We start from the raw sequence: 12,433 nt of genomic DNA on the forward strand, positions 1-12,433 counted from the left end.
CGCGACAACGCGGGCTAATATCGCCAAAATAGCTCACTTAAACACTTTAAGGACAGCAGCCTCACATGCGCATACCTCGCATTTATCACCCGGAACGCCTGAACGCTCACAGCGAAATTGCCCTCTGCGAAGATGCAGCTAATCACGTCGGACGCGTGTTGCGTATGCAGCCAGGTCAGTCGATTCAGTTATTTGACGGCAGTAATCAGGTCTTCGAGGCCAGCATCACTCAGGTTGATAAAAAAAGTGTACGCGTCAGCCTGAGCGAAGGTGTGTTGTCTGACAACGAATCTCCACTCAACCTGCACCTCGGACAGGTGATTTCACGCGGTGAGAAGATGGAGTTCACCATTCAGAAATCCATCGAGCTGGGCGCGAATACTGTGACGCCTCTGTTTTCAGAGCGTTGCGGCGTAAAGCTTGATGGCGAGCGACTGGAGAAGAAGTTGCAACAGTGGCAAAAGATCGCTATCGCTGCGTGTGAGCAGTGCGGCCGTAACCGTATTCCAGTGATTCGCCCGGCGATGCAGCTTGAAGCCTGGTGTGCCGAGCAGGACGACAGCCTGAAGCTGAACCTGCATCCACGTGCCAGTCACAGCATTAATACCCTGCCGCTGCCAGTGAATCACGTTCGCCTGCTGATCGGCCCCGAAGGTGGGCTTTCCGCCGAAGAAATTGCAATGACCTCCGGCTATGGATTTACTGATATCCTGCTGGGACCCCGTGTTCTGCGTACAGAAACCACAGCACTCACCGCGATAACGGCCTTACAGGTTCGTTTCGGCGATCTGGGTTAAGAGGAGACCAAATGATTAAGCTTGGCATCGTAATGGACCCTATTTCGTCCATTAACATCAAAAAAGACACCAGCTTCGCGATGTTGCTGGAAGCACAAAGCCGTGGTTACGAGTTGCACTACATGGAAATGAATTCCCTGTATCTGCGCGGCGGCGAAGGCCGTGCGACCACCCGTAAGCTCAGCGTGAAGCAGGATTACGACGGCTGGTATGAATTCGGCACCGAACAGGACATCACCCTGCAGGAACTCGACGTGATCCTGATGCGCAAAGATCCGCCATTCGATACCGAATTCATCTATGCCACCTATATCCTCGAACGCGCCGAAGAGAAAGGCACGCTGATCGTCAACAAACCGCAGAGCCTGCGCGATTGTAACGAAAAGCTGTTCACCGCATGGTTCCCGGAACTGACGCCGGATACGCTGGTGACCCGTAACTCCGCACAGTTGAAAGCTTTCCATCAAGAACACAGCGACGTGATCCTCAAGCCGCTCGACGGTATGGGCGGCGCATCAATTTTCCGCCTGAAACCGGAAGATGCCAACGTCTCGGTGGTCATTGAAACCCTGACCGAACACGGCAGCCGTTTCTGCATGGCGCAGAATTATTTGCCGGCTATCAAAGACGGCGACAAGCGCGTTCTGGTTGTTGATGGTGAACCTGTGCCCTACTGCCTGGCGCGCATTCCGGCACAAGGTGAAACCCGTGGCAATCTGGCCGCAGGAGGTCGCGGTGAAGCCCGTCCACTGACCGAGAGCGACTGGGAGATTGCCCGCAAGGTCGCTCCCGTGCTGAGAGAAAAGGGACTGATTTTTGTCGGTCTGGACATCATTGGCGACCGCTTGACTGAAATCAACGTCACCAGCCCGACCTGTGCACGTGAAATCGAAGCTGCCTTTCCGATTTCCGTCACCGGCATGCTGATGGATGCGATCGAAAAACGTCTCGCTGCGCGCTAAAGTTATCTGCTGCACAATGGCGCAGTTGACTGCGCCATCATTACTTTCTGAGGTTAAACGTCCTGCATACCATGAATCTACAACATCACTTCCTTATTGCGATGCCTGGGCTGGATGAACCCCAGTTCAAACGTTCCGTTGTGTATATCTGCGAACATAATGAAGAGGGCGCAATGGGTCTGGTGATTAATAAACTGGTCGAAGACTTCACCGTCGAAAACGTGCTCGATAAGTTGGATATCTCCCCCACCCCGCGCGATCCGGCGATTCGTCTCGATCGCCCCGTCTTCTCCGGCGGCCCGCTGGCAGACGATCGCGGTTTTATCTTGCACACACCACGCAGCGGTTTTGGCTCTAGCATTCAGATTTCTGACATCACGATGATCACCACATCCAAAGATGTGCTGGAAACGCTGGGTACCCCGGAACAGCCTAAAGACGTGCTGGTCGCGCTCGGCTATGCCGCATGGGAACAAGGCCAGTTGGAAAGAGAGTTACTGGATAACGCCTGGCTCACCATCGAAGCCAGCAGCGATATCCTGTTTCGCACACCGATCGCTGAACGCTGGCGCGAAGCCGCAAAAATGATCGGCATTGATGTCGGCCAGCTTGCCACCCATGCAGGTCGCGCATAATGGCTAGCCGCACCGTATTTGCCTTTGATTTTGGCACTAAAAGTATTGGGTTGGCCATCGGCCAAGAGGTCACAGGTACCGCTCGACCACTGACAGCATTTAAAGCCCAGGACGGCACGCCAGACTGGCAGAAGATCGAAAAACTCCTCAAAGAGTGGCAGCCTGACGTGGTCGTGGTCGGCCTACCGCTGAATATGGACGGCACTGAACAACCGCTGACAGTCCGTGCGCGCAAGTTTGCCAACCGCCTGCATGGTCGTTTTGGTGTTCAGGTTGAATTGCATGATGAACGTCTGAGCACCGTCGAAGCCCGTGCTGACCTGTTTGATCGCGGGGGTTTCCGCGCGCTCGACAAGGGCAGTGTAGATGCGGCGTCTGCCGTGATCATTCTGGAAAGCTGGTTTGAGAAGCAGTGGAGTCAGCCAGCGGCGGACTAATAAGCCCACTGGCAATGCGTTGTAACCGGCTCTGCTCAAAGGTTTGCATGCCAGCCTGCGATCCGGTTTGCAAAACATCAGCCAATTGATGCGTCTTGCCTTCGCGGATCAAATTCCCCACCGCCGGCGTAGAAGTCAGAACTTCGAACAGCGCTACCCTTGCACCATGGCTTCCTGCCATCAGTTTCTGCGCAATGATACCGCGCAGGCTACCCGCCAACTGCGCGCGGACAAACCCCTTCTCCTGCGCCGGAAATACGTCCACCAGTCGGTCAACCGCCTGGGTAGCATTCCGGGTATGCAGGGTCGCCAGCACCAGATGTCCGGTTTCCGCAGCAGTCAGCGCCAGCCGGATGCTGTCAGCATCACGCAGCTCGCCCAGCAGCAAAACATCCGGATCCTCGCGCAGGGCGCCACGAACGGCGTCGCTGAAAGAGTGCGTATGGCGTCCCAGCTCCCGCTGCTGAATAAGGCACCGCTGGCTACTATGAATAAATTCAATCGGGTCTTCCAGCGTAATAATATGCCGGGCGCAGGTCCGGTTGAGGTGGTCAATCATCGCCGCCAACGTGGTGGATTTCCCGCTGCCGGTAGCCCCGGTCACCAAGATCAGCCCATCTTCGCATTGGGTTAGGTTCGCCAACATAGGCGGTACGTGGAGCTGCTCCAGCTGCGGACACCGTTCCGGCACACAGCGCAGTGCGGCCGACAGCCCATGCAGTTGCCTGAAGAAATTCACCCGCAGGCGTAAGCCATTTTCCAGTGAAATAGCGCCGTCAGTCTGACCTTTACTCTGTAATTCGGCGCGCTGCGAGGGTTCCAGCCACTGATTGCTGAGCGACTGCATATTTTCCACGGTGATTTTCGCCATATTCTGTATTGGCCTTAATTCCCCGTGACTTCGCAACATCGGCGGGTGTCCGGCACAAAGGTGCAGATCTGAGGCATTTTGCTTTACACTAAGCGCCACAAATTCATCGATATCCATTTTGAAATCTCCTGAGCCACTATGAGCCTTAATCAGCCACAAACGATTGGTAAGAACTTACAGGATGTTCGTGAGCAAATCGCCGCGGCGGCGCGGCGCTGCGAGCGGCCTCTGGAAGAAATTACGCTGCTTGCAGTCAGTAAAACTAAACCTGTGAGCGCTGTCGAAGACGCGATCGCTGCCGGCCAGTTGGCGTTCGGTGAAAACTACGTGCAGGAGGGTGTGGACAAGATTGCACACTTTGCAGGACATCAGCCCGCACTGATCTGGCACTTTATCGGTCCGTTGCAATCGAATAAAAGCCGCCTCGTGGCCGAGAATTTTGACTGGTGCCAAACGGTTGACCGGCTAAAAATCGCTCAGCGCCTGAACGAACAACGTCCAGCGGATTTACCGCCGTTGCAGGTTTTGATTCAGGTAAACATCAGCGATGAGGCCAGTAAGTCCGGCATTGCCGTGGACGAAGTGGCAGCGTTGGCCATACAAATCATGGCGATGCCAAACCTGGTGCTGCGGGGTCTGATGGCGATCCCCGCCGCAGAAACGGATCACACGCGCCAATTGGCCGTTTTCGGCCAGATGCGTGATGCACTTAAGGCTTTGCAGGTGATCTGCCCGCAGGCAGATACGCTGTCGATGGGCATGACCGATGATATGCCCGCTGCCATCGCAGCAGGCAGTACCATGGTACGTATTGGCACGGCGATATTTGGTGCGCGTGATTACAACGCAAAACAGTAACCCATGTCGTGGAAGAAACGGTTTTAATACATAAAAATCATCCCCCTGTTTTTAGTAGAGAGGAGCAGCATGCAGCATCGCAAATTATGTTTTATTGGCGCCGGTAACATGGCGGGCGCGATCATTTCTGGTCTGGTCGATAGCGGCTATCCAGCAAATTTGATCAGCGTTTGTGCTCCTTCAGGCAAAAACCGTGATCCGCTAGCATCCAAATATGGCGTGAAAAGCAGCGACGACAATCTCGCCTGTGCACAGGAAGCCGAAGTCGTGGTGCTGGCCGTGAAACCGCAACTGATGGCAGACGTATGTAAATCACTGCAAAAAGAGGTGGATTTCAGCGGTAAACTGGTACTGTCGATCGCCGCAGGCATCAACATCGCACGCTTCCATAGCCTGCTTGGCGAAGACGTCAATATCGTACGCATCATGCCAAATACTCCGTCATTAGTGGGTAAAGGCATGAGCGGGCTATATGCGCCAAAAGCGGTGGGTCCGCAGGACAGAGAGTACAGTAGTGATTTGATGGGAGCGGTCGGCAAGGTATGCTGGGTTGATACCGAAGAAGGCATCAACCATATTATTGCCACCGCAGGCAGTGCGCCCGCCTATTTTTTCCTATTCATGGAAGCTATGCAAGCCGAAGCCGAACGTTTAGGATTCAGTGCGGAAATGGCGCGTATGCTGGTAGAACAAGCCGCTAGCGGCGCTACGGCGCTGGTGGCTGCCAGCCCGGACACGCCACTGTCGCAACTGCGAGAGAACGTGACTTCCAAAGGAGGCACCACGTTTGAAGCGCTGAAAGTCTTTAACCAACAGAAGTTACCGGAGATTGTCTCCGAAGCCATGCAAGCAGCCATTACCCGTGCGCAGGAAATGGAAAAACAGTTCTGATTCAGGACTAATAATAAAATATTAATGCCCAAAATCATTCGAGTTGCATCATGGCGGTCACTGAGTGAATCTCTGAAAGCATAGAGTAGTCTGTGACCAGGGTTCGCGAAGCCCGCCAACGCAGAACCAGCTCGGAGAATGAGGGGCAAAGGGGATTTATGTTAACGCTGACTTTCCTGGTCAAAACACTGATTGACCTTTACGTCATGGTTTTACTGCTGCGTATCTGGATGCAGTGGGCGCGCACCGATTTTTACAATCCGTTCTCGCAGTTTGTGGTGAAAATTACGCAGCCGATTATCGGGCCATTGCGCCGGATTATTCCTCCGCTGGGACCGGTTGACAGCGCATCGCTGTTGTTAGCCTTCCTGCTGATGACCATCAAATATCCTCTGCTGCTGTTGATTCAGGGCGGAGGGGTATCCCTCAGTCCTTATAACCTGCTGTTCGGCCTGGTTTCTCTGGTCAAGTCCGCCGGTTATCTGGTGTTCTGGCTGATCATTATCCGCTCGCTGATGAGCTGGGTGAGCCAGGGTCGCGGGCCAATGGATTACGTTTTGATGCAGCTGACTGAACCGCTGATGTCGCCTATACGTCGTTTTCTGCCAGCGATGGGCGGTATCGACTTCTCGGCGATGGTGGTGATCCTGATCCTTTATATGCTGAACTATCTGGGTATGGACCTGCTGGGTGAGCTGTGGTTCCTGCTCTGAGTCCGGTCTTCTGGCAGGCTGACGCGCTGGTGTTGCGGCTGGTTATCCAGCCCAAAGCCAGCCGCGACAGCCTGGTAGGCATGCATGGCGACGAGTTTAAAGTCGCCATTACCGCGCCGCCGGTGGACGGTCAGGCTAATTCGCATCTGGTGAAGTATCTCGCCAAACAGTTTAAAGTCGCCAAAAGTCACATCAGCATTGAAAAGGGCGAGTTGGGCCGCCATAAACAAGTCCGCATCACGAATCCGCAAAATATCCCGGCCGAGGTCGCGGTACTGCTCGCTGAATAAAAAACACGCTCAATTCAATCAGGATTTTACCCCATGAACAAAGTCGTATTAGCTACCGGTAACGCCGGTAAAGTCCGTGAACTCGCCCATCTGCTGGCAGATTTTGGTTTGGACGTCGTGGCACAAACGGAACTGGGCGTCGACTCTGCCGAAGAAACCGGCCTGACGTTCATCGAGAACGCCATTTTGAAAGCGCGTCATGCCGCAGCGATCACCGGCCTGCCTGCCATTGCCGACGACTCAGGCCTGGCCGTTGACGTACTGGGCGGCGCGCCGGGAATTTATTCCGCACGCTACGCCGGCATTGATGCCAGCGACCAGCAAAACATCGACAAACTGCTGGAGACGCTAAAAGATGTCCCTCAGGGACAACGCAGCGCGCAATTCCATTGTGTACTGGTGTATATGCGCCATGCTGAAGATCCGACCCCCATTGTCTGTCACGGTTCATGGGACGGCGAAATTCTGTTTGCTGAAGCGGGAAAAGGTGGCTTCGGTTATGACCCTATCTTCCACGCTCCGGCGCTAGGCAAATCTGCGGCGGAACTGACGCGGGAAGAGAAAAGTGCGGTGTCGCATCGGGGTCAGGCATTGAAATTATTGCTCGACGCGATGAAAGAGAAAACACTAAAGAATGCGTGTCCTGAAGCATGAATACGTTGCCGCCGCTGAGCCTTTACATCCATATTCCGTGGTGCGTGCAGAAATGCCCGTACTGCGATTTCAATTCACATGCGCTAAAAGGCGAAGTGCCGCACGACGATTATGTCGCGCACTTGCTGGCCGATCTTGATGCTGACCTGCATCTGACCGCTGGCCGCGAGGTGAGGACGATTTTCATCGGCGGCGGCACCCCAAGTCTGCTCAGCGCAGCCGCGATGCAAAACCTGCTCGACGGCGTGCGTGCACGCTTGCCGCTGGCTGCGGATGCTGAAATTACCATGGAAGCCAATCCCGGCACTGTCGAAGCCGATCGCTTCAGCGCTTACCAGCGCGCCGGCGTGAACCGCATCTCCATCGGTGTACAAAGTTTCAGTGCGCAGAAACTGGAGCGTCTGGGACGTATTCACGGCCCGCAAGAGGCTAAACGCGCCGCGCATCTGGCGGCCGACTTAAACCTACGCAGTTTTAATCTCGATTTAATGCACGGATTACCCGACCAGACACTCGAAGAGGCGTTGGACGATTTGCGTCAGGCTATTGCGCTCAATCCGCCGCATCTGTCGTGGTATCAGCTGACCATCGAGCCCAATACAATGTATGCCTCGCGCCCACCGACATTGCCAGATGACGATGCGCTGTGGGATATTTTCGAACAGGGTGACCAACTCCTTACTGCGGCAGGATACCTACAATATGAAACCTCTGCCTATGCCAAGCCCGGTTACCAGTGCCAGCACAATCTCAATTACTGGCGCTTCGGAGATTATCTTGGGATCGGCTGCGGCGCACACGGCAAACTCACGCAGTCCGATGGGCAGATTCTGCGGACGGTGAAAACCAAGCATCCACGCGGATATATGCAAAGCCGTTATATGGATAAAATGCACCAGGTGGAAACCAAAGAGTTACCGTTTGAATTCTTTATGAACCGCTTCCGCTTGTTGGAAGCCGCGCCGCGTGAAGAGTTTGCAATTTATACGGGTCTGGATGAGTCGGTGATCCGTCTGCAACTGGACGAAGCTATCGCAAAAAACTATCTGCTGGAAACGAATGCACACTGGCAGATCACCCAGCATGGCAAGTTGTTCCTGAACTCCCTGCTGGAACTGTTTTTAGACGAATAGCGACAATAAAAAAGAGCGCAGCCTTCGCAGACTGCGCCCTTCTCTATTTTGCATACTTTTATTTAAGATCGGCCAGCAACGTCTTATGTTGTTTATCGAGTTTTTTCACACGGTTACAGACATCATCGCCGAAGGCTTTGAATTCCTGTTCCTGTTTGCTCCACTCGTTCTGCACTGCTTGTTGCAGGCCGCCCAGATTACCCATCACAGCCTGTAGCGGATTCCCGCCGCTGGTTGCTTGCTTAATCCCCATTTCATTCAGGCTGTCTTGCATCACGCCCCCCATACTCTGTTCCAGAATACGTCGGCCATCCTGCTTAACTTGCTCAACCGCCTGATGGTGAAAGGTCAGGCCATCGGTCCGATGTTCAATAATGCGATTCATCTGCTGCTTCAACTGAGTATCGAGCGTGGTAAGGCGGTTGCGTACGTTGCTTTCGCTACCGAGCTGCTGAACGATAACTCTGTCCAGCGCTATTCGCCCTTTTTCCAGATGCGCGGTTGCCCCTTGGTCGATCCACGGCAGTTCACGGCGCAGTGAAGCCTGATAATCGATCGCTTCCTGCCGCTGTTTGGCGCTTAATGTGATTTCTTTGCCATTTTGTGACACGTCACCGTTAGGGGTGATGAGTAAGCTACCGCTGGCACCTATCACCTGGACATTCTGCGGCTTGATCACCACGTCGTCCTGCGGGTTCACGTCACACTGGTAGTCCGCCTGTGCACTCCATGTTGTCATTGCCAGCAATGCGGCAACGCCCAGTTTAGATACCGTTTTGAATTCCATGTTCTCTCCCTTTAGACAGCAAACAATTAAAATATTGAACGGCCAATTCGTTGCGCCAGTTTTTCTAAGGCAGCGGTTCCGGCCAAAGAGTTCCCTGCAGCGTCAAGTTCCGGTGACCAGACGGCAATACACATCTCGCCCGGTACGATGGCGATGATGCCACCACCTACCCCGGATTTCCCCGGCATACCGACACGGTAGGCGAACTCACCCGCGCCGTCATACATACCGCTGGTCACCATCAGCGCGTTGATCTGCCGCGCCTGACGGGGCTCAAGCAATGCGTCATCGCTGCCAAGCGGTTGGCCTTTATTTGCCAGATAAACGAAGGTACGCGCCAGTTCTGCACAGCTCATCCGCAGTGCGCAATAATGAAAGTAAGTTTGGAGAACAGTGATGACGTCATTGTCGAAGTTACCGAAAGACTTCATCAAATACGCAATGGCCGCATTGCGGTCAGAATGTTCGAACTCTGAACGCGCTACGTCGCGATCGTAGTTGATATCTGGCATTCCGGCCAGTTGACGCACCACTTCCAGCATTCTTTGCCTCGGTGCCGTCAGGCGGGTTTGCAGTAAATCACACACCACCAGCGCACCGGGATTGATAAAGGGATTACGCGGCTTACCTTGCTCCAGTTCAAGCTGGACCAGTGAGTTGAAAGGCTGACCCGACGGCTCTTTGCCGACGCGTTGCCAGATTTCACTCTCTTGATAACGGGTCAGCGCCAGCGTCAAGCTCAGCACTTTGGAGATCGACTGAATGGAAAAGCGGCTGTCGGCATCACCGGCGCTGAACGTTTCACCCGAGGTGGTGCATACCGCAATGCCCAAATTATATGGGCTGACGTCAGCCAGTGCCGGGATGTATCCCGCGACTTTGCCGCGACCAATCAGCGGGCGAACCTGTGTCAGAATATCTTCCAGTAAACTGTTATCGAGTTCAGTGCCCAACATCCTGCCTCCAGATGTAACAAAGGTGCCGAAAAGGCACCTCTAATTTCAACGATCCTTCAGGACCGGCCTAAATCATTCGAGTTACATTCAACCCAGAGGCAGCTCGAAGGATGGTGGCAGAATCAATCCCACCAGATGTCAAACAAATCGCTAACTTCAACATCTTCCATCTTATGGTCTTCCAACCATTTTTTAACCAGTGCGCGGTGCTCATCGGTGCAATGACCGATATCTTGCAAGCAGATTAAACCTTCCCACTGTAGATAGCCGCTGCCGTCAAAGGCCAATTTATTCGGCTCGATCGCGCCTTCGATAAACGCGTCCAATTGCTCGTCGATAGTTTCAACCGGAGTACCTTCCGGGAAACGCCATTTTACCGAAAAACCCAGTTCCTGGAACTCGGCAATGTGTAACTTCTTACGTAAACGACGACTACGATTCGTGGCCATTATTGCTTCCTCTCAAACATCAGATCCCATACACCGTGGCCTAAACGCTGGCCACGCATTTCGAACTTGGTTACCGGGCGCGACTCAGGCCGCGGTACATAATTATTTTCTTGCGACAGGTTGTGCCAGTTTTCAAGGCTGGTCATCACCTCTAGCATATGTTCGGCGTAAGGCTCCCAGTCGGTTGCCATATGAAATACACCGCCCACTTTCAGTTTGCTGCGCAGTAGCTCAACGAAGACCGGCTGAACAATACGGCGCTTATTATGGCGCGCTTTGTGCCACGGGTCAGGAAAGAATAGTTGCACCATGTCCAGCGAACCATCAGGGATCATCTTTTCCAGTACTTCTACCGCATCATGACACATCACACGCAGGTTGCTGACGCCCTCTTCCTGCGCCGTTGCCAGACAGGCACCCACGCCTGGCGAGTGAACTTCAATACCGATGAAGTTCTGCTCAGGCTTTTGCGCCGCCATGGTCACCAGCGACGTGCCCATACCAAAGCCGATCTCCAGCACGACAGGCGCAGTACGTCCAAACAGCGCATCAATGTCCAATGGCTGTGCCTGATATTCAACCCCCATCACCGGCCAGATATTGTCGAGCGCGTGTTGCTGCCCCTTGGTCAGACGGCCCTGACGGCGAACAAAACTGCGGATACGACGCATAGCGCGACCGTTCTCATCGAACTCCGGGGAAACGACGTCGTTTTTCATCGGGCTTTCACTCTATTGGGCAGTGCTGTTCTCAGCATTGCGCGGTTGGGCAGTAGCGGTTAGGCAACAAATCAAGGAATGGCGCATTATCCAAACCTATGCCCGATAAGCAAGTCTTGTGGGCAGAAACAGTCCGGAAAGTTCCGGTTTACTCCCTTCGACGTCTGTGATGTGATCCGCTCCTGACTTTTCACCCTGCCGGATTTGCCACTCATCTATGATACAGAACTTCGCGCCGCTGGTGCTGGGCTGGTACCAACGCTATGGCCGCAAAACGCTGCCGTGGCAGCTCGAAAAAACACCCTATAAAGTATGGCTCTCTGAAGTGATGTTGCAACAAACGCAGGTTGCGACCGTCATTCCCTATTTTGAACGCTTTATGGCACGTTTTCCTACCGTCAATGATCTTGCCGTCGCGCCGCAGGATGAAGTTCTCCATCTGTGGACCGGTCTCGGTTATTACGCCCGTGCGCGTAATTTGCATAAAGCTGCACAGATCATTGCCACCGAACATGGCGGCATTTTCCCGACAGTTTTCGAGGTGGTTAACGCCTTGCCGGGCATTGGCCGTTCCACGGCGGGCGCAGTGCTGTCGCTCTCCCTGGGACAGCACCATCCTATTCTCGACGGTAATGTAAAGCGCGTGCTGTCACGCTGCTATGCTGTTGATGGCTGGCCGGGTGAAAAAAAGGTTGAGAACCGCTTATGGCAAATCGCCGAACAGGTCACGCCAGCCAAGGGCGTTGAGCAGTTTAATCAGGCGATGATGGATCTGGGAGCAATGGTCTGTACCCGTTCTAAACCCAAATGTGAACTTTGCCCTCTGAATACCCACTGTGAAGCCTACGCGCACAACAGTTGGGCTAAATATCCGGGTAAAAAACCGAAGAAGATCTTACCGGAAAAAACCGCATTTATGCTGATGATTCAGCAAGATGATGGCGTCTGGTTGGAGCAGCGTCCTCCCGTCGGCCTGTGGGGTGGCTTATTCTGCTTCCCACAGTTTGCCAGTCTTGATGAACTGGAAGGTGGCGCCAAAAAATATGGCGTTACCCTTGAGCAGTTGCAACAGCAGACCGCTTTTCGTCACACTTTCAGCCATTTCCATCTGGATATCGTCCCTATGTGGCTAAATCTACGCTCAGCGCCGGGTTGCATGGATGAAAGTGCGGGTCTCTGGTATAACTTAGCGCAGCCACAATCTGTCGGGCTGGCTGCACCGGTTGAACGTTTATTAACTCAGTTGGCAAAAGAGCAATCCCTACATAAAAAATAAGGAAT

Annotated in this window: 16 protein-coding genes; 11 read left to right on the forward strand and 5 right to left on the reverse strand. The window is 53.7% G+C overall.

Going from position 1 to position 12,433, the window contains the following annotated elements; all coding sequences use genetic code 11:
• Nucleotides 1-65 precede the first annotated feature (65 nt).
• The 4 genes from rsmE (at nucleotide 66) to ruvX (ending at nucleotide 2,831) form a co-directional block, all read left to right on the forward strand.
• Nucleotides 66-797, forward strand: a complete 732-nt coding sequence (gene rsmE / locus IEV89_RS08410) for a 16S rRNA (uracil(1498)-N(3))-methyltransferase (protein ID WP_188472477.1) — start codon at nucleotides 66-68, stop codon at nucleotides 795-797.
• Nucleotides 798-808: 11 nt separating this feature from the next.
• The gene (gene gshB / locus IEV89_RS08415) at nucleotides 809-1,759 is read left to right on the forward strand and encodes a glutathione synthase (RefSeq protein ID WP_188472479.1); all 951 of its coding nucleotides are present in this window, start codon (nucleotides 809-811) and stop codon (nucleotides 1,757-1,759) included.
• A gap of 71 nt (nucleotides 1,760-1,830) precedes the next feature.
• Complete coding sequence (locus IEV89_RS08420) at nucleotides 1,831-2,394, forward strand: YqgE/AlgH family protein (protein ID WP_188472481.1); 564 nt, start codon at nucleotides 1,831-1,833, stop codon at nucleotides 2,392-2,394.
• A complete protein-coding gene (gene ruvX / locus IEV89_RS08425; RefSeq protein ID WP_188472483.1) occupies nucleotides 2,394-2,831 on the forward strand; it encodes a Holliday junction resolvase RuvX in 438 nt (145 codons plus the stop codon). The genes IEV89_RS08420 and ruvX overlap by 1 nt, the downstream gene beginning before the upstream one ends.
• On the opposite strand, the gene IEV89_RS08430 is transcribed toward ruvX, so the two are convergent.
• Nucleotides 2,779-3,819: a type IV pilus twitching motility protein PilT gene (locus tag IEV89_RS08430; RefSeq protein ID WP_188472485.1), complete on the reverse strand. Its 1,041-nt coding sequence runs from the start codon at nucleotides 3,817-3,819 to the stop codon at nucleotides 2,779-2,781. The genes ruvX and IEV89_RS08430 overlap by 53 nt on opposite strands.
• Before the next feature lie 21 nt (nucleotides 3,820-3,840).
• On the opposite strand from IEV89_RS08430, the gene IEV89_RS08435 reads away from it, so the two are divergent.
• The 6 genes from IEV89_RS08435 to hemW all read left to right on the forward strand — a co-directional run bounded on the left by IEV89_RS08435 (nucleotide 3,841) and on the right by hemW (nucleotide 8,241).
• Entirely contained in the window at nucleotides 3,841-4,560 is a 720-nt protein-coding gene (locus IEV89_RS08435; protein ID WP_188472487.1) for a YggS family pyridoxal phosphate-dependent enzyme, read from the forward strand.
• Nucleotides 4,561-4,629: 69 nt separating this feature from the next.
• The gene (proC, locus tag IEV89_RS08440; RefSeq protein WP_188472489.1) at nucleotides 4,630-5,451 is read left to right on the forward strand and encodes a pyrroline-5-carboxylate reductase; all 822 of its coding nucleotides are present in this window, start codon (nucleotides 4,630-4,632) and stop codon (nucleotides 5,449-5,451) included.
• 158 nt (nucleotides 5,452-5,609) lie between these two features.
• Nucleotides 5,610-6,164, forward strand: a complete 555-nt coding sequence (locus IEV89_RS08445) for a YggT family protein (protein ID WP_188472491.1) — start codon at nucleotides 5,610-5,612, stop codon at nucleotides 6,162-6,164.
• Entirely contained in the window at nucleotides 6,161-6,454 is a 294-nt protein-coding gene (gene yggU, locus IEV89_RS08450; RefSeq protein ID WP_229746442.1) for a DUF167 family protein YggU, read from the forward strand. The genes IEV89_RS08445 and yggU overlap by 4 nt, the downstream gene beginning before the upstream one ends.
• 33 nt (nucleotides 6,455-6,487) lie before the next feature.
• Nucleotides 6,488-7,108: an RdgB/HAM1 family non-canonical purine NTP pyrophosphatase gene (rdgB, locus tag IEV89_RS08455; RefSeq protein ID WP_188472495.1), complete on the forward strand. Its 621-nt coding sequence runs from the start codon at nucleotides 6,488-6,490 to the stop codon at nucleotides 7,106-7,108.
• On the forward strand, nucleotides 7,105-8,241 hold the full coding sequence (hemW, locus tag IEV89_RS08460; protein ID WP_188472497.1) for a radical SAM family heme chaperone HemW: 1,137 nt from the start codon (nucleotides 7,105-7,107) through the stop codon (nucleotides 8,239-8,241). Before rdgB ends, hemW begins: the two co-directional genes overlap by 4 nt.
• A gap of 58 nt (nucleotides 8,242-8,299) precedes the next feature.
• On the opposite strand, the gene IEV89_RS08465 is transcribed toward hemW, so the two are convergent.
• From IEV89_RS08465 to trmB, 4 genes are all read right to left on the reverse strand, one after another.
• On the reverse strand, nucleotides 8,300-9,028 hold the full coding sequence (locus IEV89_RS08465; RefSeq protein ID WP_188472499.1) for a YggN family protein: 729 nt from the start codon (nucleotides 9,026-9,028) through the stop codon (nucleotides 8,300-8,302).
• Between the two features lie 26 nt (nucleotides 9,029-9,054).
• Nucleotides 9,055-9,981, reverse strand: coding sequence for a glutaminase B (gene glsB, locus IEV89_RS08470; RefSeq protein ID WP_188473228.1), 927 nt, complete (start codon nucleotides 9,979-9,981; stop codon nucleotides 9,055-9,057).
• A 125-nt stretch (nucleotides 9,982-10,106) separates the two neighbouring features.
• Entirely contained in the window at nucleotides 10,107-10,433 is a 327-nt protein-coding gene (locus tag IEV89_RS08475; protein WP_188472501.1) for a YggL family protein, read from the reverse strand.
• The gene (gene trmB / locus IEV89_RS08480) at nucleotides 10,433-11,152 is read right to left on the reverse strand and encodes a tRNA (guanosine(46)-N7)-methyltransferase TrmB (protein WP_188472504.1); all 720 of its coding nucleotides are present in this window, start codon (nucleotides 11,150-11,152) and stop codon (nucleotides 10,433-10,435) included. Before trmB ends, IEV89_RS08475 begins: the two co-directional genes overlap by 1 nt.
• A 217-nt stretch (nucleotides 11,153-11,369) precedes the next feature.
• Here trmB and mutY point away from each other — a divergent pair, with 217 nt between their 5' ends.
• Nucleotides 11,370-12,428, forward strand: a complete 1,059-nt coding sequence (gene mutY, locus IEV89_RS08485; RefSeq protein ID WP_188472506.1) for an A/G-specific adenine glycosylase — start codon at nucleotides 11,370-11,372, stop codon at nucleotides 12,426-12,428.
• Nucleotides 12,429-12,433 lie beyond the last annotated feature (5 nt).

It is taken from the genome of Hafnia psychrotolerans, assembly GCF_014639435.1.
Lineage (GTDB): Bacteria > Pseudomonadota > Gammaproteobacteria > Enterobacterales > Enterobacteriaceae > Ewingella > Ewingella psychrotolerans.